General features: G+C 52.9%; 25 protein-coding genes. 15 read left to right on the top strand and 10 right to left on the bottom strand.

Features of this window, described 5'->3' with window-relative positions:
* Positions 1–121 precede the first annotated feature (121 nt).
* Positions 122–973, top strand: a complete 852-nt coding sequence (locus ABJG22_RS11670; protein WP_348020445.1) for a cupin-like domain-containing protein — start codon at positions 122–124, stop codon at positions 971–973.
* 340 nt (positions 974–1,313) lie between these two features.
* On the opposite strand, the gene ABJG22_RS11665 is transcribed toward ABJG22_RS11670, so the two are convergent.
* A complete protein-coding gene (locus tag ABJG22_RS11665) occupies positions 1,314–1,760 on the bottom strand; it encodes a GFA family protein (protein ID WP_348020444.1) in 447 nt (148 codons plus the stop codon).
* Between the two features lie 218 nt (positions 1,761–1,978).
* Here ABJG22_RS11665 and ABJG22_RS11660 point away from each other — a divergent pair, with 218 nt between their 5' ends.
* The 7 genes from ABJG22_RS11660 (at position 1,979) to ABJG22_RS11630 (ending at position 6,203) form a co-directional block, all read left to right on the top strand.
* Complete coding sequence (locus ABJG22_RS11660; RefSeq protein WP_348020908.1) at positions 1,979–2,644, top strand: class I SAM-dependent methyltransferase; 666 nt, start codon at positions 1,979–1,981, stop codon at positions 2,642–2,644.
* Positions 2,637–3,623, top strand: a complete 987-nt coding sequence (locus ABJG22_RS11655; RefSeq protein ID WP_348020443.1) for a hypothetical protein — start codon at positions 2,637–2,639, stop codon at positions 3,621–3,623. Before ABJG22_RS11660 ends, ABJG22_RS11655 begins: the two co-directional genes overlap by 8 nt.
* On the top strand, positions 3,616–4,161 hold the full coding sequence (locus ABJG22_RS11650; protein ID WP_348020442.1) for a hypothetical protein: 546 nt from the start codon (positions 3,616–3,618) through the stop codon (positions 4,159–4,161). The genes ABJG22_RS11655 and ABJG22_RS11650 overlap by 8 nt, the downstream gene beginning before the upstream one ends.
* A 124-nt stretch (positions 4,162–4,285) precedes the next feature.
* Positions 4,286–4,765: a hypothetical protein gene (locus ABJG22_RS11645; protein WP_348020441.1), complete on the top strand. Its 480-nt coding sequence runs from the start codon at positions 4,286–4,288 to the stop codon at positions 4,763–4,765.
* A gap of 116 nt (positions 4,766–4,881) precedes the next feature.
* Complete coding sequence (locus ABJG22_RS11640) at positions 4,882–5,214, top strand: DUF2834 domain-containing protein (RefSeq protein ID WP_348020440.1); 333 nt, start codon at positions 4,882–4,884, stop codon at positions 5,212–5,214.
* Positions 5,215–5,226: 12 nt separating this feature from the next.
* A complete protein-coding gene (locus ABJG22_RS11635) occupies positions 5,227–5,700 on the top strand; it encodes an anthrone oxygenase family protein (protein ID WP_348020439.1) in 474 nt (157 codons plus the stop codon).
* The gene (locus ABJG22_RS11630; RefSeq protein ID WP_348020438.1) at positions 5,697–6,203 is read left to right on the top strand and encodes an N-acetyltransferase; all 507 of its coding nucleotides are present in this window, start codon (positions 5,697–5,699) and stop codon (positions 6,201–6,203) included. Before ABJG22_RS11635 ends, ABJG22_RS11630 begins: the two co-directional genes overlap by 4 nt.
* 3 nt (positions 6,204–6,206) lie before the next feature.
* On the opposite strand, the gene ABJG22_RS11625 is transcribed toward ABJG22_RS11630, so the two are convergent.
* The 3 genes from ABJG22_RS11625 to ABJG22_RS11615 form a co-directional block, all read right to left on the bottom strand.
* Complete coding sequence (locus ABJG22_RS11625; RefSeq protein ID WP_348020437.1) at positions 6,207–6,638, bottom strand: hypothetical protein; 432 nt, start codon at positions 6,636–6,638, stop codon at positions 6,207–6,209.
* A gap of 7 nt (positions 6,639–6,645) precedes the next feature.
* Entirely contained in the window at positions 6,646–8,121 is a 1,476-nt protein-coding gene (locus ABJG22_RS11620; protein WP_348020436.1) for a S41 family peptidase, read from the bottom strand.
* Positions 8,122–8,320: 199 nt separating this feature from the next.
* Positions 8,321–9,913, bottom strand: coding sequence for an isocitrate lyase (locus tag ABJG22_RS11615; RefSeq protein WP_348020435.1), 1,593 nt, complete (start codon positions 9,911–9,913; stop codon positions 8,321–8,323).
* A 369-nt stretch (positions 9,914–10,282) separates the two neighbouring features.
* On the opposite strand from ABJG22_RS11615, the gene ABJG22_RS11610 reads away from it, so the two are divergent.
* Positions 10,283–10,714, top strand: a complete 432-nt coding sequence (locus ABJG22_RS11610) for a Flp family type IVb pilin (protein ID WP_348020434.1) — start codon at positions 10,283–10,285, stop codon at positions 10,712–10,714.
* 91 nt (positions 10,715–10,805) lie between these two features.
* Here ABJG22_RS11610 and ABJG22_RS11605 read toward each other — a convergent pair whose 3' ends face one another.
* The 4 genes from ABJG22_RS11605 to ABJG22_RS11590 form a co-directional block, all read right to left on the bottom strand.
* Positions 10,806–10,958 (bottom strand): hypothetical protein, encoded by a 153-nt coding sequence (locus tag ABJG22_RS11605; protein ID WP_348020433.1) that lies wholly within the window; start codon positions 10,956–10,958, stop codon positions 10,806–10,808.
* A 69-nt stretch (positions 10,959–11,027) separates the two neighbouring features.
* Positions 11,028–11,456, bottom strand: a complete 429-nt coding sequence (locus ABJG22_RS11600) for a DoxX family protein (protein ID WP_348020432.1) — start codon at positions 11,454–11,456, stop codon at positions 11,028–11,030.
* Positions 11,453–11,881, bottom strand: a complete 429-nt coding sequence (locus ABJG22_RS11595) for an ion channel (RefSeq protein ID WP_348020431.1) — start codon at positions 11,879–11,881, stop codon at positions 11,453–11,455. The genes ABJG22_RS11600 and ABJG22_RS11595 overlap by 4 nt, the downstream gene beginning before the upstream one ends.
* 6 nt (positions 11,882–11,887) lie before the next feature.
* A complete protein-coding gene (locus tag ABJG22_RS11590) occupies positions 11,888–12,424 on the bottom strand; it encodes a hypothetical protein (protein WP_348020430.1) in 537 nt (178 codons plus the stop codon).
* Between the two features lie 343 nt (positions 12,425–12,767).
* On the opposite strand from ABJG22_RS11590, the gene ABJG22_RS11585 reads away from it, so the two are divergent.
* Positions 12,768–12,974: a cold-shock protein gene (locus tag ABJG22_RS11585; protein ID WP_089132154.1), complete on the top strand. Its 207-nt coding sequence runs from the start codon at positions 12,768–12,770 to the stop codon at positions 12,972–12,974.
* Positions 12,975–13,049: 75 nt separating this feature from the next.
* On the opposite strand, the gene ABJG22_RS11580 is transcribed toward ABJG22_RS11585, so the two are convergent.
* A complete protein-coding gene (locus ABJG22_RS11580; protein ID WP_348020907.1) occupies positions 13,050–14,198 on the bottom strand; it encodes a cupin domain-containing protein in 1,149 nt (382 codons plus the stop codon).
* Between the two features lie 129 nt (positions 14,199–14,327).
* Between ABJG22_RS11580 and ABJG22_RS11575 the strand changes: the two genes are divergently transcribed.
* Positions 14,328–14,873 (top strand): pseudouridine synthase, encoded by a 546-nt coding sequence (locus ABJG22_RS11575; protein ID WP_348020429.1) that lies wholly within the window; start codon positions 14,328–14,330, stop codon positions 14,871–14,873.
* 59 nt (positions 14,874–14,932) lie between these two features.
* Positions 14,933–15,898 carry an alpha/beta hydrolase gene (locus ABJG22_RS11570; RefSeq protein WP_348020428.1) on the top strand — a complete coding sequence of 322 codons (966 nt, stop codon included), beginning with the start codon at positions 14,933–14,935 and terminating at the stop codon, positions 15,896–15,898.
* Here ABJG22_RS11570 and ung read toward each other — a convergent pair.
* On the bottom strand, positions 15,895–16,599 hold the full coding sequence (ung, locus tag ABJG22_RS11565) for a uracil-DNA glycosylase (RefSeq protein WP_348020427.1): 705 nt from the start codon (positions 16,597–16,599) through the stop codon (positions 15,895–15,897). The genes ABJG22_RS11570 and ung overlap by 4 nt on opposite strands.
* Before the next feature lie 132 nt (positions 16,600–16,731).
* Here ung and ABJG22_RS11560 point away from each other — a divergent pair, with 132 nt between their 5' ends.
* From ABJG22_RS11560 to ABJG22_RS11550, 3 genes are read left to right on the top strand one after another with little or no spacing between them, the layout of a single operon-like run.
* A complete protein-coding gene (locus tag ABJG22_RS11560; protein WP_348020426.1) occupies positions 16,732–17,865 on the top strand; it encodes a beta-ketoacyl-ACP synthase III in 1,134 nt (377 codons plus the stop codon).
* Between the two features lie 15 nt (positions 17,866–17,880).
* Complete coding sequence (locus ABJG22_RS11555) at positions 17,881–18,285, top strand: GFA family protein (protein WP_348020425.1); 405 nt, start codon at positions 17,881–17,883, stop codon at positions 18,283–18,285.
* Positions 18,286–18,316: 31 nt separating this feature from the next.
* Positions 18,317–19,222: an alpha/beta hydrolase gene (locus tag ABJG22_RS11550; RefSeq protein WP_348020424.1), complete on the top strand. Its 906-nt coding sequence runs from the start codon at positions 18,317–18,319 to the stop codon at positions 19,220–19,222.
* The last annotated feature ends 17 nt before the right edge of the window (positions 19,223–19,239 follow it).

Genomic DNA, 19,239 nt, shown 5'->3' with positions numbered 1-19,239 from the left:
CGCCACCTTGCGAACTGATCGCGGATATCCACCCAACTGTCTCCATTTTATCGTATTTTAACGATCTTTGCCTATCGTGAGGATGGTCGCAAATAACGGGAATATGATGACGATGGTTAGGATGCCATTTTCTACCGAAACATTGGGCGCGCTGAGCGCTGCCTATCCGCATATGCCGCGTCAGTTGACGCACGAAATTGCAAGCCACCCTTTGCTGGAGCTGGACGCGTTGGCGGCGCTCGCGCGGCGGCTGCGCCCGGAATCGATTGAATTTAACGCCGCGACCGATTTGCCGCTTGGTATAGCCTATGAAGAAACGCCTTATACCGGGCTGGACGTCCACGAAACGATTGCGCAGATCGACAGCTGTGGCTCCTGGGTTTTGCTCAAGACCATCGATCAGGACCCGGCCTATGCGCAGTTGATGCGCGATGTGCTGTCCGCGATTGAGCCGGTGGTCGAGCCGCGTACCGGAGAGATGATGCGGCTGGAGGGCTTTATCTTCATCTCCTCACCGCAAGCGGTCACGCCGCTGCATTTTGACCCGGAATATAATATCATGTTCCAGGCGCTGGGCAAAAAGACGATGACCGTTTTCCCGGCCGCCGACCCGGACATGATCGGGGACCCGTTTTTCGAGCAATATTTCAATGGCGGCCCGCGCAATCTGCCGTGGCAACCGGAATGGGAAGAACGCGGCCAGCCGATCACCGTCACCCCCGGCGAGGCCATCTATGTACCGATCCTTAGCCCGCATTGGGTGAAGGTCCATGACGAGGTCTCGGTCTCGCTATCGCTGACCTGGCGCAGCGAGTGGAGTTTTCACCACGCCGATGCCTGCCGCTTTAACAGCCGCCTGCGCCAAATCGGCCTGCGCCCGTCCTCGCCGCGTATATATCCCGCAGACAATCGCCTCAAAAGCTATAGCCAGCGCGCTTTGGCGCGGGCGGAACGAATGCTGAAGCGCGGCTAGGGGTGCGGGAAAGCGAAAAACCCCGTTCGTCCCGAGCTTGTCGGGCCGAAGGCGACCGCAGGTCAACGGCGGCGTCTATGAGGCAGGCCCAGATCTTCCAACCCGTACTTCGACAAGCTCAGCACGAACGGAGTGGTTGAGGCAAGAACAAGACGCTTCCACCCCCAACCGTTCATCGTGAGCCTGTTGGGCCGCGTCTATGAGGCAGGTTCAGTTTTTCCCACTCATGCTTCGACAGGCTCAGCACGAACGGATTGGTTGAGACTAGAGCAGGTGCGTCCACACCCCACCGTTCGTCCTGAGCCGGTCGAAGGACCCGGCACGAACCGGACTGGCGTTCCTATTCCTGCTCTACGCCAGCCTGCGCAAACAGCTCCGCACCGGTCAGCATCTCGCTATCCCCGGCAAAGCTGTAATAAGAGGGCTTCTCATCGATAAACACCTGTCGGCGGAGGGCCAGCCCGTCATCCTTGTCCGTCGCATCGTCGAACAGCCCGGCGCAGACCATATGCTCGCCCGAACCCTTCAGGCGATAGAAGAGATGCGAGCCGCAATCCCCGCAAAAGGCCCGCTCCGCCCATTCCGACGAGCTGTAGACGGTCATCTTCTCCGCCCCGTCAATCACCACATCCGTCCCGCAATCAATCTCGACAAACGGCCCGCCACCCCAACGCCGGCACATCCGGCAATGACAGGAATCGACATGGCTAACGGCCTGTGCGGCGGTGATCGTGATGGCGCCGCAGAGGCAATGGCCCTGGCGGTGGGTTGGTTGGGGGGTGGTCATGGTGGGGCCTCCTGTTGTGGTGGTTGGGAGGAGGGTATCAAATCTGTGTTGGTTTTGCATTGGGTGAATTGTTTTTGATTCTGCTAGCGAAAATTTCCAATGACAAATTTTTCTCTTACAATTGGCGCAAATCAAAAAAATTGAAATAGTAAGAAACGTGTAGTAACAAAAACAGATACTCTAGATATAAATAGTGGGGTTATTTAAATTTGGACGAAGTGCTGCAATGGGAAAATGGTTCAAATATTGATCCAATTCGTACCAGTTTTATAATACCTTTTGTTAGAGATTACCTCAATAAGGAGTTGGTTTCGTCTATTGTTGACGTCGGTGCTGCAACCGGTCATTTATCTCGTGAAATCGATCGAGGGCTTTCCCATGAAGCTTTTTGGACACTCGTTGACAGTAATCAGCGTAGATTGGATCATGCGGAAAAACTTAAACCGAACGATATGCAGCAAAAAATTATATGTGGTGACGTCCTTGAAGCGATACTAGATAATGCTCATTTTGAAGCAGTGTTAGTTAGTTTTTCATTGTTGGAATTGGGAACATCGCCATCTGTGATAAAAAAGATCTGCTCTCTTTGTACTTCGGATGGCAGTTTAATTTTGATTGTACCGGACGTATGGCAGGATATTCTGGCAGAAGCGATTGAACTAGGCTCATCGAACATTGTTTCTGAGTTTTTGGATAACCCGATCACTTTGGACAAAGTTGACCGGTTTACAGGAGAAGAGTATCCCTTCATCGCTGACCGTTTGGAACGAATCATAGACTGCGTTATGCAGATGGGGTTTTCGTTGAAAGTATTTACCGAACGATCGATAGGGTCCAAGCGAGTGTATGGGTTAATATTTAGAAATCAAAAGGCCAATGGCTGAGAGTGCTCCATCCTCTTTCGGCGACAACGCTTATTTGAACGTGGCCTATCAAGCCATCTTGCAAAAGAAAACGCCGCTAAGCCCTTCTGAGATTCTTGATTTCGCTCGTGAGGAAGGTTTCCTGCCATCTCATTTATCCGGACTGAGAATGGATAAGACTTTGGCAGCGAGGCTCTCTGAAAACATTCGTCAGAAAAGTAGTCGTTCAGCGTTTTATAGGACAGGGCCAGCCAAGTATTTTTTGCACGAAGTGGCTTCCTTAGTTGGAACTCCCGAAGAATATAAGCAAGCCTACGCTGGACATTTACGAACGAAGTCTATCCGTAAAGAGAATGTTCTAGTGGCTCCTAAAGACCAACTAAATTCTCTTATCTACGGCGAGTATACCCCTTTCAGCGACGATGAATTTAAAAACCTTTACGAACGAGAGTGCAAATTTGTGGATCGTGCATCCGCAGAGACAGACGATACATTAAAGCAATTTGTTACTTTTACCTTGGTGTATTACGGGTCAAAGTTGCTGATCTATAAGAGAGGAAAATTCACAACAACCAGCGACGAGTTAAAGGGGCAGCTTAGCGTAGGGTTTGGTGGCCATATAAATGACCAAGATTTTGACCTATTTAATATGGGATCGGATGCATTTCGAAATAACGCGGTCCGAGAGCTGCGCGAAGAGCTTTTTCTAGACGATGTTTATGCAGACGTTACTGATACGGAAGAACGCACGGAAATCCTTGGATACGTGAATGTTGACGACAATTTTGATGCTCGACACCACATTGCGGTCTTGGTTGCATTTCACCACAAAAATGATGAGATTCCGAAAAAAGGCGAGCTTTCAATAAACCAACTGAGTTGGTTGGATTTAAGTCATCGTTTGAACGACCTGTCATCGTTTGATCTTTGGTCAGAAATGATTTTGAGAAACATATATACAGGTAAAATTAAACTTCCTCGAGCTAAATCCTTTGGCTAGCAAGAAAACCAAATCTGATCGTCTAAAAGAGCTCGATATTGCATTGGAAAACCGAGCTTTTGAGATTCAGCTGTTCTGGCAGCGTTCAAACTATTTTCTAGTGTTGATCACTGCATTAGGAATTGGAGCGATTGCAGTTGACGATAATCTGCTGGCGTTAATTATTACGGTGTTTGGAACGATCACCTCGTTTTTATGGTTTAGAACAAATCTAGGGTCGCGTTTTTGGCAAGAAAGCTGGGAAGTTGAAGTCAATGAACTAGCAGAAAAGCTCGGGGTAACTTCCTTTGAACGTCCTATGAAAGATATCAAGGAACAGGTTCGTCAATCACTTAAGGGTAGCAAGAAGCAGTCGTTTTTCCGACGTTGGGTTGACCAGCAGATAGTAAAAAAACCATCAGTGTCGTATCACATGATTATCTTATCGATAGTCTCAATAGCTATATGGCTTTGTGCATTCTTGTTCTTCTTGGTTCAAATTCTGATACGGGTTTGGCCAGCCGTTCGTGAGATTGCTTGCACGTTATCGCCAGGCTGACTCTTTCGTTTGTTGTCGATGATGATCAGATACATGATTTTTCCAAGGCTAGCGAATTTGGTATATCCAAATTTGAGTTCAATTCCCTTTCCTACACCGCTCCCGATATGCCTTAATCCCGATCATGTTAGACTTCCGTCCCGACCCCCGCAGCCGTTCTGTGCAAGAACGCACCATTTCTCGCGTCCCTGCTTTTACGCCCGTGCCGCTGCGCCCGCGCGCCGACGGCTGGTCGCCGGTCCGGCAGGCGGAATTTATTGGGCTGCTGGCGCAGACCCGCTGCGTCAAAAAGGCGGCGGCGCTGGTCGGGATGAGCAGGGAGAGCGCTTATCGGCTCCGCCGCAAGCCCGGCGCTGAGGAATTTGTTGCGGCCTGGGATATGATAATGGGTGTGCCAGCAGGTCAGCGGCGAAAGGTCACACTAGAAACGCTGTTCCAGCGGCTAAAGCAGGGCAGCTACCGGCCCGTCCTGCGCGGCGGCCGCTATGTCGGGACGGTCCGAAAAGCCGACAATAGCGCGCTTTTGACGCTACTCGGGCGGCTTGACCGGATGCTGCCGCCGGAGGAGGATGGGGGCGAGGGGCCGGAAGGTGACAGAAAATAAAAGCGCGTGATTGTGTAAAGTTCGGCGCGGTGCGCGATTTGCCAAGGCCGCGCTTCCGGCCTAGCTTGCCGGCCAGTCCGCCGGGAACAGGCGGGCAATAGGAGAGAGATGATATTATGAGCGAACCATTGTTTAAAGCCACGATCATCGCCGCTGCTGCGGTGTTTCTCGGGATATTCATCATGCTGGTGATCCCGCCCCTGATCGCCGAGCCGGATGTTATCGGCGCTTTTGCCGCCGGGTTCGTCAATCCTTATGCCAGCGGCTATTCTTCCGATGTATTGGCCTGCTGGGTCATATTGGCCGCCTGGATCGCTTATGAAGCAAAGGCTTTGGATATTCGCCATGGCTGGATTTGCGCGTTGCTGGGAATCATTCCCGGTGTCGCCGTCGGCTTTGCGCTCTATCTGCTGTTGCGGATGCGGCAGATGAAGGAACGGGACGCCTAAAGGATGGAACAAGTGATCACCGCAACGCTCTGGTTCGCCACGATATCGGTGGGCATCATGGCGGGGGTCTATTTCACCTTCTCGGCCTTTGTCCTGCAATCGCTCGACGCGGCGGGGCGGCCGGTCGGCATGCTGGCGATGCAGTCGATCAACCGGATCATCTTGCGGTCGTTGTTTCTGCCGCTGTTCTTTCTGAGCAGTCTGGCTTGTCTATTGCTCGCGGTCTTTGGCGTGATGCAATGGGGCAATGCTGGCGCCTGGCAGATGGTTGGCGGCGGGGCGCTTTATGTGCTGGGCATGTTGGTGGTGACGATGGTCGGCAATGTGCCGCTGAACAATGCGCTCGAAGCGACCGATGCGGCGGGACCGGATGCCGAGGCCATGTGGCGTCGCTATATGCAGCGCTGGTTGCCGTGGAACCATGTCCGGACGGTGAGCTGCACTGTGGCGCTGATCCTGCTGATCGCCGGGATTGCGGCGCGATGAGCCTTGTCATTCGCCCGGAAAAGCCCGCTGATCAGGCTGCGATCTATCATATCACCAAACGCGCCTTTGCGCCGATGGACTTTGCCGACGGCAATGAGCAGGATCTGATCGACCGCTTTCGCGATGCCGGAGCGCTGGCAATCTCATTGGTGGCGGAGCAAGACGGCGCGGTGGTCGGGCAGGTGACCTTTACCGAGGCCTTCGCCGCCGACGGGTCGCCGGGCTGGTACACGCTGGGGCCGGTGGCGGTGGAACCGGACTTGCAGGCGCAGCATATCGGCAGCCAGCTGATCGAAACGGGCATCGCGATGCTGCGGGAACGGGATGCGGCAGGCTGTGTGCTGACCGGCAATCCGGCCTATTACAGCCGCTTCGGCTTTCGGATATTTTCCGACCTTTGCCCCGAAGGCGAGCCAGCCGCTTATTATCAGATACTCCCGTTGCGGGTGCAGGAACCGAAGGCCGTGGTGGCCTTTCATCCCTTATTCTATGGGGCGGGGTGAAACTTATGACCGCGTCGGAACCTCATCATTGCGCTCGACCGCGGCGACTTTGGCGACCAGTCCATCGGCCTGTCGCTGCCATGCGGCGCTGGCACCTTCGGGCCAATCGGCACCGGTACGGCGGGCCATGGTCTCGATCACCAGCGCGAACCAGATGGCATAATCTTGGGGGGTGAAGTCGGCATAATTGTGATGCAGGTCGATGAAATTGGTGACGGTGTGATCAACCCAATTTTCGTCTGCTGCGAGACCGAGCATCACCTCCAGCGTCTCTCGCGTCATCCGCTCCTGCGCGGCTGCGGGATTGAGGAAGGCGGCGGCATAGTGCGGGTGACCGGCGATATAGCGGTCGAACAGTTCGGCCGCCATGCCGTCATAACGCGGGGCGAGCGCTTCAAGGCTGGCCTCCATCAATTGGTGATCGGTCAGCTCCATTGCCGCGTCAGAATGATCCCGGAACCTCGCGCTGGGCCGGGGTTGGCTGTGCTGGCATCAGCAGCTCGCGCGGCTCGGAAAGCGCTTGGCTGCGTCCGGTCGGAGCCCGGCTGGTGCTGGCGATTGCGCCATCGAGCACGCCGCTGATCGGCGTGCAGGCAGCGCCAGAGAGAAAACCGAGCGCGCTGGCCGTCGATGCTTCGGCAGGGTCGCCCAGCGGCCGGCTGATATCATCGGCTGCCTGGCAGCTGTTGGTGAGCGAGCTGGCTAGACCGTCAAAATAATTGGCATTGCCATCGGCATTTTCGGTGGCAAAGGCGAGGATCCGGATCCGGTCATCACAGGCGGCGCGGTCCAGCCCGATCTGGCCAACCGGCTTGCCAAATGTGTCACTGCCAACCAACGCCATATTGGCGTCATGATAGGGGATCATCGCGTTGATCACCAATTCGCTGGCCGAAGCCGAGCTACCCGTGGTGATGAAGGCAATCCGTGTTGGTGCGACGGACTCCGTTCGCGGTTGGAAATTGCGGGTTTCGTTTTGTGAAGACTTGCTAGCGCGGAAACGGGTGATCGACTGCACTTGATTGGTAAAGCGCTCTCGGCCTAACAGGTCGTTGAACAATTCAGCGGTCCGCACCAGTCCGCCGCCATTATAGCGCAGGTCGATGACCAGTTCGGTCACGCCAGCGTTGCGGAACTGCAAGAACGCATCACGCAATTGCTGCTCGGCACTATCGATAAAAGTGCGCAGGTTGACATAGCCAACCTGGGTGCCACCATTGTCGATGATCTGCACGCCATAGCGCGGCGAGACTGGCTGGATCGCATAGTTGGCCTTGCTGATCGTCGTGGTGGTCTCTACGCCCGCAGCGTCACGAAAGCGCAGAACGCGGCTGGTGCCTTCGGTTGATGGCCCAAGTGCATCACTAACCGCTCCCGCGCCGCCTTGGGCAAAGAGTGACGTGACGGTTTGCAAATTGGCTGTGCTGGTCCCGATCGCCAATAGCTCGCCGCCGCGGTCAAGTCCGGCAGCAAGAGCGGGAGCGCCTTCGAAGGCATCAAGAATGAATACCCGCGATGCGCTACTGTCATAGTTCAATCGTATCCCGAAGCCTGCTGTCGCGCCGGAGTTGAGGAAGGCGTTCTCCTCTGCAATGGAGGTAATATAGGTGAAGAACCGGTCGCGGCCTTGGCCCCGCGCCGTGGCGGTAAGCGCGTCAATATAATCTTGTACGGAGCTATAAGGCGCGGGATCAAGGCTAGCCGGAAGTGTTTCCGGAAACAGATACCATTCGTTGATCTGATCAAAGGCCCATAGCTGTCGGTTGCGTAGCGAACAGGCCGTGCTGGTCGGTGAGGGTGTCGGGCTTGCTCCACCACCACCGGGCAGGCTGACATTGTTGTTGCTGCCGCTACCGCTGCCACAGGATGCTAACAAAGCTGCCAATGCCAATACAGAACCGGATTTCCGTAATGTCATGCTGTCCCCTTTTACGATTGATTCAATATTAGAGCCAATAGTCTTAACCCAATGTGATCAACCCCGATAGCGTTGAGGACATTTGTTTACACAGAAAAAATCCGCCGACATTGCTGCCGACGGATAGTTTTTTCCTCCCCAGGAAAACTGGTTTGATCGGGTGCCCCGAAAGGGGTGGGAGCACCCGACCTATTCTGAATTACCCAAATTGGTTCATCGTGTTATGCGCGCCGCCAGCTTTTAGAGCGGCGTCACCAGCGAAATATTCCTTGTGATCATCACCAATGTCGCTGCCCGACATGTTTTGATGTTTCACACAGGCAATGCCTTCGCGAATTTCTTTGCGCTGCACGCCAAGAACGTAGCCCAGCATGCCAGCGTCACCGAAATATTCCTTGGCGAGGTTGTCGGTCGACAATGCGGCGGTGTGATAGGTTGGCAGAGTGATCAAGTGATGGAAAATGCCGGCGCGCTTCGAACCATCGGCCTGGAATGTACGGATGCGTTTGTCAGCCGCTTCACCCAGCTCGGTATCATCATATTTGGCATCCATCAGATCGTCCCGATTATATCCCGTAACATCAAGGCCTTCTGCAGCCATCGCATCATAGACCTGCTGGCGGAAGTTCAGGGTCCAGTTGAACGAAGGTGAGTTGTTGTAAACCAATTTCGCGTTTGGAACGACTTCACGTACCCGGTCCATCATGCCAGCAATCTGTTCAACATGAGGCTTTTCGGTTTCGATCCAGAGTAGGTCAGCACCATTTTGCAGCGAGGTGATGCTGTCGAGAACGCAACGATCTTCGCCGGTACCCGGTTTGAACTGGAACAGGTTCGAAGGAAGCCGCTTAGGACGCATCAACTTGCCATCACGATTGAGGATGACATCGCCATTTTGCGCGGTGGCCGGATCAATTTCTTCGCAATCGAGGAAGCTGTTATATTGGTCACCCAGATCACCAGGTTCGTTGGAAACCGCAATCTGCTTGGTCAGGCCAGCGCCGAGTGAGTCGGTACGGGTGACGATGATGCCATCGGTTACGCCCAGCTCAAGAAAGGCATAGCGGCAGGCCCGGATCTTTGCGATAAAGTCTTCATGTGGCACGGTAACCTTGCCGTCTTGGTGACCGCATTGTTTCTCGTCCGACACTTGGTTCTCGATTTGCAAAGCACAGGCGCCCGCTTCGATCATTTTCTTGGCGAGCAAGTAAGTGGCTTCCGCATTACCAAAACCAGCGTCAATATCGGCGATGATCGGAACAACATGGGTCTGGAAATTTTCGACCTTGTCCATGGCGGCTTTTTCTGCCGCTGCATCACCCGCTTCGCGTGCCGCATCAATGTCGCGGAACAACAGGTTGAGTTCACGGGAGTCAGCCTGACGGAGGAATGTATATAGCTCTTCGATCAACGCAGGTACCGAAGTTTTCTCATGCATCGACTGGTCGGGCAGAGGGCCAAATTCGCTGCGCAGTGCGGCGACCATCCAACCGGACAGATAGAGATAGCGGCGTTTGGTATTGCCGAAATGCTTCTTGATCGAAATCATCTTCTGCTGCGCGATAAATCCGTGCCAGCAACCCAGTGATTGGGTATATTGTGAGCTGTCTGCATCATAGGCAGCCATGTCTTCGCGCATGATTGCTGCGGTATATTTAGCAACGTCGAGGCCAGTCTTAAACCGGTTCTGCAACTGCATCCGGGCGACTGATTCAGAATCAATACCGCTCCATGCGCCGTTCTGGCTGCTGATAAGGTTATCTGCAGAATTCTTGAAATCTTGATAGGACATAGGCTTCTTCCTTAAACTGGGGGAGGTGGTTATCCGTTATGCTGTCAATTTATTTGCAGCTTCTGGGACAATGTTTGGCCGGGTTTAGGGAATTGCGCTATAGATTTTTGTCAATTTTCGAGTCGGAATGTCAGGGAAATTCGTTTTTCCGATGTATATTTGTAAATATATTTACATTAATCATGACGGGAAACCCTAGTGATGGAACAGTGCTTATCCTGTCCCTGTGCATATGGCGCCATTGATGGTCGACTTCATATTTCAAGAAACTGCCTAAGATCGGTGATACGGCATCATTAAACGAATTTTAGCCATTTTCTGTTTATTTATCCACTCTGCCGAGCGGGAAGATGGATAGAGGAACGGGCTATGGTCATCAAAAAAATCATGAAGGATAGCTCTGGCGCCTCGGCCATTGAATATGGTTTGCTGGCCGCGCTTATTGGCGTCGGTCTGGTAGTTGCTCTTACAGGCACTGGTGAAGCAGTCGACAACACTATGACAAATGTTGAAGCCTGTTTGGCTGGCGAGTGCGCGGACATTGCAGGAAATGTAGGCGGTGCGGAGGGCAATGGCCCATCATCATCTTCAGGTAGTGGCTCAACTGGCGGTCCGACTGGAGGCGGTTCAAGCTCTTCGGTTGGTAGCAGCTCTGGTAGCAGCGGTAGCAGTTCAACCTCGTCTGGAAGTAGCAGCTCGAGCGGCGATGCTGGCTCTGCTGGCTCTGCTGGCAATAGTTCGAGTTCCGGCGGTAGTTCACGCGGTTCTCCCAATACCGGCACCGGCCGTGGCCGTCGCTGATCAATAAGCTCTGATTAATGCGATTCTATGGTGGCACGGTATTCTCCAGAAAGACCGCTGTTGATCCTAGTTTTGAATATCTTGCCGCTATTCAGCTTAGCGCTGGAATGATCCAGACTAGCGACATTACCGCTATCGCAAGCAGCAACGAGGTTGCTAATACAATTCTAACGCCATGAGGCCCGCGCGGTTTGTTGCTTGCTTCGCGCTCGCTTACTTCGATCTGATCGCCATGCTTTTCCATTTCATCCTCCCTAGCCGTTCCTAAATTTGCGAACAGCATCATAGCATGAATGGGCTCTTTTGGGCAGGTTCACCGTTTTTTGGTCTGAAACGGCCAGTTGGTGACGCCTCCAGCGATCAGCGCCCACCAGATGAATATCGGTTGGAAGGCAAGGCGAGGCCCATGATAGAGCCAACTCGCGGTCTCTCCGCCGACCGCGATATTGTTGATCGCATGGTTGATATTCGCGGGATAGACACAGAGCGCATAGAGCGCGAGGCCAATACCTGCGGCATAGCGGGCGTAGGGAATGGTTTTGGTTGGAACCAGTAGTCCGATTGCCCCGACGATCTCTGCAACGCCCGTGAGCAGAATGACCTGTTCTGGAAACGGCACCCAATCGGGGGTTATGGCAAGGAAGCCGCCGGGCGAGCGGATATGGGCGATACCGGCCAGCAGGTAGAATATTGCCAGCAACCAACGGAAAAAGCGACGCGTTGAACTTTCGGTTGTGGTCATCTGCTGTTCCTCATTCGAGCGATAACGGTGACGAAAAATGCCGTAGACCAACCCAGCAGGATGAAACCGTTTAATCCCTCTATCGCGGCGACCATCTGCCAGTCGAGTGATAGGCCCTCACTATTATAACCGGTGGTCGAATAGGTGATGGTTGAGAAATAAATGGCTTGATCGAAAGTCGGGATCGCATCGACGAGCCGGTACACCACAGCATAGGACCAAATTTCGATTCCGTGGAGCACGAAGAGGCCCAGCACGAGGCCCAGGGTTACGGCAATTCCGCGTAGGGACATCGGATGGATATTTTCTTCTGCTTCCTCACGCGCCTCGATCCGCAGCCATCGGCCTAAGCCAAAAATCCCGACCCCGTGGATTAGTACGGTCAACAGGATCATAGTTGTTCCGACGGCTAGCTGTGCCAGCATATTGGTTTAATCTCCCCAAGGAGCGGGCGGGGTAGCGATAGATTTTGACAGATCAAACTCGACACGGAAATGACGGCCGCCGGCCGATTGTGGACGGCGTAACTCATATGCAAATTTGGCATCGCCTTGGCCGGGTTCGCTTACTTCGATTGCCCAGATATTGGTCACTGATTGATCGAGGTTATTGGCCTTGAACGAAGCGATGGATTCTGCATCGACCGGAAACTCCTGTCGTTCGGCTGTGCCGTCGCTATACGTATCACCGCCATAGTTGGTGACCTTGTCCAAACTGCCATCTTGATGCCGATGACGGTGCTTTAACCGAAGCCCCTGATCCGTACGGGTGATAATCCAGGTGCGCGACCGGTTCCACTCGCTCGGGCCCTCGGCGATATGGAAAGGAATTTGGATTTCGTTTAGATCACAGGATGCCGCGTGCATGATCATAGGCTTGCCGGCCATGTCTGCATCGGCTTTCTGCTCGGAAACCAATATTCCTGCATAAGCCTTGCCGCAGAGCAGGCTCAGCCGTTCAAAAAACAAATCCTGTGGGGATGGTTCTGGTGCAGAAGCAGGAGATGAATCGCATGCAATCAATGGGATGCATAGAAAAAACGTTGCCGAGTGGATCAAAATGGACTTGTTCATCATCGCTATTGCTACACAATTTCTTCTGGCCATGAAACCTTTGAAATGCATCTATTTGCTTATTCATGATTAGGTTGTTATAGGAGCGATAGCTAATAACTCGCGTTACGAAGAAATCTAGATTTCGCAACCCTTACGGTCGCATCCTCTTTTTCCCATTTCTCGAAGTTGGCCACTCCCGTTCGGTTCTGCATTTTGCATGATCGGGCATAATTAAGTTATGAATAGGAATAAGACTATGCCAACAGGCACCGTAAAATTTTTCAACACCGACAAGGGCTATGGTTTCATTGCCCCTGAAGATGGTGGTGATGATAGCTTCGTACACATTACAGCAGTTCAGGCTGCTGGAATGCAGACGCTCGAAAAAGAACAACGTCTTACATATGATGTTGAAACCGGAAATAATGGCAAGAAAGCCGCTGTAAACCTACAGCAGGCATAAGCCGGACATACCGAACAAAAAAGGGCGGGGATGCTTGGCATTCTCGCCCCTTTTTTATGTGTCAGCACTCTGTGCCTAACCCCAATCGAAGGCGAGGCTGCCCCGATTATATAGTTCGGTCACCAGTGCCACGACATCATCCGACCTCGACCGTTCGGGATCGACGATACACTGATCTTCTGCGCACAGCATTTCAGCGAGTTTGATTGCTTCATCCACACAAGGGAAACATTCCCCATCCACAAATAGCAGCAGCTTATCATTGCCCTCGCGAATGAAAGAAAAGCGGCTGGCCGGGTTGCGGAGCAGCGGATGCTTGGCAGACAGCAGATCTTGCATTTGTTCGATTTCGATGAACTTTTCTGGCCGCCAGTCCGTTTCTGGATAGCGCGGCGTACTGCTATATGTCCCAAACCATCGTGCGAAAGCGGCGCGATCGGCGAACTTCTCGGTCAACATCGCGTGTAGCCGTTCGACGGCGGCGGCGGATATTTCTCCGGGATTCTGTTGGGCCGTTAAATCGGGATCGGAATATCGATCGTCATCGGTCAACTCAGGCAGCATAACGTCACACCAGTTTCCGATTAGTTCTTTGCGGGACGGCGAACGAAAACCGATGCTATAGGTCATGCAGTCCTCGCCAATGGCGACGCCATTATGCGCAATGCCAGGCGGAATGTAGAGCATGTCCCCCGGTTCCAATATCCATTCATCTACCACTTCAAAATCTGCGAGCAGTAACAAATCTTCGTGCGAACGCAGGGCAGTTTGATCGTCGCACATTTTACCGATTTGCCATCTACGCTTACCAAGACCTTGGACTAGGAATACGTCATAATGGTCAAAATGCGGGCCCACGCCGCCGCCATCGCTTGCGTAGCTGACCATCACATCATCGATCCGCCAATTGGGAATGAAGCGAAAGGGCTCGATTAGCGCAGCGACATCGGGAACATGATGATCAACCGCCTGAACCAGCAACGTCCATGGTGTTTTTCCAAGCTCGCCAAAACGCGCCTCGGGAAGGGGGCCATGTTCGGCGTTCCAATCGTCGCTTGATTGGGTGATCAAGCGTGATTCCACATGGTCTTCGCAAGCTAGTCCGCCCAACTCGTCCGGCGACAACGGATTGCGCCAGGATCGCCACGGATTTTTGATCAACAGCGGGCGTTTTTGCCAATAATCCCGCAGGAACATGTCGGTATTGAAATTATCAAATTGCATCAGCATGCGTTACACATATTCCTTTGGAACCGGTAGCTATACTGACACTGATTATCTGACGGATATGTAGTTTTGTTCGCAGCACGCTTGTTGCATTGCTCATTCTGACCGCCGCTGGCAAAGAGAGGAATGAGCAAATTGATCCTTTTCAACAAACCCTTTGGCGTGTTGCCGCAATTCACTGATCGCGGCAGTGAAACCATGCGAGCAACGCTTTCTGACTTTATCGATCTGCCTGGGGTCTACCCGGCTGGCCGGTTGGACCGGGACAGTGAAGGACTGATGCTGCTGACCGAAGATGGAAAATTGCAGGCGAGGATCGCTGACCCCAAATACAAGACGCCGAAAACCTATCTGGTGCAAGTTGAAGGCGATGTTGAGGACGAGAGCCTATTGACGCTGCAGCGGGGCGTGGAATTGAAAGACGGCATGACAAAGCCCGCCCAAGTCGAACGAATTTCCGAACCCGACCTGTGGCCGCGCGATCCGCCTATTCGGGTGCGCAAGAGTGTACCAGATTGCTGGCTTAAGCTCACGATTAGGGAAGGCCGGAACCGCCAAGTCCGCCGGATGACGGCTGCTGTGGGCCATCCAACATTGCGGCTGGTGCGATGGAGCATAGGAGAGTGGTCGCTTGAAGGTTTGCCCCTCGGAGAATGGAAGGCGGGAGACTAGGTCATTTGCGTTTTGATACATATTCGGTAGAAAAAGTCCGTCGAAATAGAGGTGAGCCCATGAAAAAGACGATCCGTATCATTCTGTTGCTGCTGGTTTTGTTGGGGGCCGCTTTCTTGATTTTCCGTACGCCCGATACCGATCGCGCCGAGATGATCGCCAAATATGGAAATGAAGCTTCGCAGTTTCTTGACGACGGTCATGGAGCCAAGATCCATTATCGGGATGAGGGCAACAAAGATGGGCCGGCGCTTCTGCTGATCCATGGATCGAACAGTTTGCTGCAAACGTGGGAACCCCTAGTGGCTTTGCTCGGCGATCAATATCGCCTGATTTCGCTGGACCTTTACGGTCACGGGCTCACGGGTCCCAATCCGACCGGTGCCTATGATGCCGAAACCAATATAGCAGCGGCAGTTCAAGTGCTCGATAAAGTGGGTGTCGATAAGGCTTATTGGGTTGGCAACAGTATGGGCGGCTGGCTGTCCTGGAGGGCTGGTTTGTCGGTTCCGGAGCGGATTTCAGGACTGGTTTTGATTGATGCATCGGGCGCGCAGGTAGAGGAAAAAATACAACCTTATCTCGCCGCTCGACTGGCGCGCTCATCAATCGGGCAAATGTTGCTCCCCGAAATCACTCCGCGTTCTTTGGTTAGGTCATCCTTGGAAGAGAATTTTGCGCAATCCGAACGGCTGACGGACGAACTGGTTGATCGCTATTGGGAATTGCTGCGCTTCCCCGGCAATCGAAAAGCGGCGGTGGATCGAGGAAAAACACCGCGAGAACCGGAGAAATGGGAGGAAGTTGGCACACTGCAAATGCCCGTATTGCTGCTTTGGGGGGAGCATGACAAGATCATTCCTATGTCCCATGCAAAGGCTTTTGAAGCCGCAATTCCGGGAAGCAAGCTGATCACCTATGCAGATGCTGGACATCTTCCGATGGAAGAAACGCCGGCGCAGGTCGCTCGGGATATTGACGACTGGATCCAGAGCGTAATCGCGGAGGTGGCTGCACCGAATTAGGAATTGATGTCCGGCAAACTCCAGTCGATGGGGGGAAGCCCGTTTTCCTCAAGAAAAGCATTGGCTTTGCTGAAATGCTTGCATCCGAAAAACCCGTTATAGGCTGACAGCGGCGATGGGTGTGGGGCGTTCAGCACCAGATGCCGCCCGCCTTGCTCGACGCTTTGTACAAATGCGGCTTTTTTCTGGGCATAATTCCCCCACAGTAGAAAAACGACCGGTTCGGATTTCTGCGCAATCAGCCGTATGATCGCATCGGTAAATTTTTCCCATCCTTTACCGCGATGGGAAGCCGCATTGGCCATCTGAACCGTTAAAACGCTGTTGAGTAGCAAAACGCCCTGTTGAGCCCAATGTTCTAGAAAACCGTGGGCAGGGCGGGGAAGACCGAGGTCGCTCTCCAGTTCCTTGTAGATATTGACCAGCGATGGTGGGGGTCGGACACCGGGTTGTACACTGAAGCATAGGCCGTGGGCTTGGTCCGGGCCATGATAGGGGTCCTGCCCCAATATCACCACGCGAACCTGATTGAGTGGAGTCAGATCGAGTGCACGAAAATATTCATTGCCTTTGGGGTAAATCTGTTTGCCAGCGGCTTTTTCTTGCAGCAGGAATTCCCGCAAGCTTGCCATGTATTCGCTAGAAAACTCGCGAGCGAGTGGGGCTTTCCAACTGTCGTCGAGTTTTACACGGTCATTCATGGCTCGTTGATAGCAAGGCAAAATTGATAGGCAAGCCATGATCAACCCTGCTTGCCAGTTTCATCTAGGAAGATTACCATCACACGATAGTGCGATAAGAAAGCACAAGCGCAGAAGGAAAAACAGCCTCCCATGACCGACAGCAATATTCCCGTCATTTCCGCAACCGGCCTGTTCACGCCGAAAGACAGTATTAGCAACGAAGAACTGGTTGCCAGCTTTAATGCCTATGCGGATCTCACCAATCGTGAAAATGCCGAAGCAATTGCGGCCGGTGAAATGGAAGAAATGCCCCATAGTTCGGTCGAATTTATCGAAAAAGCATCGGGTATTAAATCGCGCTTTGTGCTCTCCAAGGAACCGATCCTGAATCCGGAGGTTATGTGTCCCCGTCTGCCCGAACGACCCAATGAGGAAATTTCTGTGCTCGCAGAAATCGGTGTCAAAGCGGCGTTGCAGGCTTTGGAACGGGCAGGGCGGAAACCAGAGGATGTTGATGCTGTGCTGTGCGCCTGTTCAAATTTGCAGCGGGCTTATCCGGCTATTGCTGTTGAGATTCAGGATGCTCTTGGCATGGAGGATGGTTTTGGTTTCGATATGAACGTCGCTTGCTCCTCTGCGACATTCGGTATCCAGACGGCTGCGGATTATATCCGATCGGGCAGTGCAAAATCGGTGTTGGTGATCAATCCAGAAATTTGTTCCGGACATCTTAACTGGCGTGACCGGGATAGCCATTTCATCTTCGGCGATGTGGCAACCGCGATATTGGTGGAGGCAAAAGATATTGCCCCTGCCGCGCACTGGGAAATCGTCGGGACGAAGCTCAAGACCCAATTTTCCAATAATATCCGCAATAATTTCGGTTTTCTCAACCGCACCAATCCGGAAAGCCGGGATGAAAAGGACAAGCTCTTTGTCCAAGAGGGACGCAAAGTGTTCAAGGAAGTGGTGCCGATGGTTGCAAATATGATCAATGAACAAGCCGAGAGGCTGGGCATTGAAGCGACTGCGTTGCGCCGCCTTTGGTTGCATCAGGCCAATGCCGGTATGAATCGGTTGATTGCACAGCGGGTGCTTGGTCATGAAGCCAATGATGACGAAAGTCCGACGGTCCTTGATACATATGCGAACACATCATCGGCCGGTTCGATCATCGCTTTTCACAAGCATAGCGATGATCTGGTAGACGGGGACATTGGCCTCATCTGTTCCTTTGGAGCAGGCTATTCGGCGGGAACAGTTTTTGTGCGCAAAGTTGCGTGATCAAGGGGATTTGAGATGACGATGACGGGGCAATGTCTATGCGGTACGGTAAGTTATAAAATCGAAGGTGATTTGCAGATGTGCGGTGTCTGTCACTGCAAAAATTGCCAACGACAGGCGGGCAGCTCCTATTCTGTGCTGTTCGCAGTGGCGGATGAACAAATCGAGATTAGTGGCAATCTTACGACATATGATGATCATTCGGATAGCGGCAATGTCGTTCATCGCCATTTTTGTGGAACGTGCGGTTCGCCAGTAAAGACATCGCTTCCGACGCAGCCGGGCATGACATACATAAAGGCTGGAACGCTGGATGACACGAGCGTTTTGCAGCCCCAGATCCACTTCTGGACGGGAAGCAAGCAGCCTTGGGTCGAGATTGATGCAAATGTTGCGCAAATGGAAGGCAATCCCGGGTGATCATCGCCCGACGTACATTGATGGTGGCCATATGATCAGTTTAAGAGCGCGTTTGCTGTTTTCTATTGTCCGTATGTCGGGATTGAAACGTTATCTTCTCAGGCCTGGTAAAGCCGAAAAATATACTGCCCGTGACCACGCACGTGGGCCTGCATCTCCGGTTCGTTGGTTACGCAAACATTGCGATATCGAGAAGACGGAAATTGATGGTCAGCCCTTGTTCCGACTTAACCCCAAGGAAAATGCTAGTGCGCTGCACATATTCTATCTGCATGGCGGTGGTTATGCTTTTAACATTGTCTCGCTTCATTGGCATTTCATAGAAAAACTGATCCGCAAAACGGGAGCCAGCGTCACCGTTCCGATCTACCCTTTGTCGCCAGAAAATAAGTGGGACAGCAGCTATGCGATGGTGATGGAGGCTTTTGAACAGGCCGTTTCCCGACATGGTGCAGAAAATATCGTGGTGATGGGGGACAGCGCAGGTGGTGGCTTCTCGCTGGGCTTGTCTCAGATGTTGCGAAATCAGGGCAAGACGTTGCCTAGCAAACTGGTGTTGCTCAGCCCCTATCTTGATCAGACCGCGGCTGATCCAAAGCAAGTGGCACTGGAAAAGACCGATATATTGATTTCGATTGAAGGTATTCGGCGCCTTGGAACATGGTGGGCGCGTGAAGGCGAAGACCCTGCGGTCTTCCCAGTTAGCCCTCTGTTCGAGCCGGTTGATCGGTTGCCGCCGATGCTGGTTTTTGCGGGAAGCGATGAAGTGCTGCTTTCGGACTCCTTGCGCTTGAAACAAAAGGGCGATGACAGCGATGCGCGGATTGAACTGAGAATCTATGATCGGATGCAGCATGTCTGGATGCTGCTTCCTATTCCAGAAGCGAAGAAGGCATTGGCCGAAATTATAGACTTTCTCGCTGCGTCGAAATCGTAGCTTTAACGCTGTATGCC

Origin of the sequence: Parasphingorhabdus sp. (assembly GCF_039939955.1) — a bacterium.
Taxonomy (GTDB): Bacteria; Pseudomonadota; Alphaproteobacteria; order Sphingomonadales; family Sphingomonadaceae; genus Parasphingorhabdus.
This window is presented reverse-complemented; position numbering and strand designations above follow the sequence as displayed.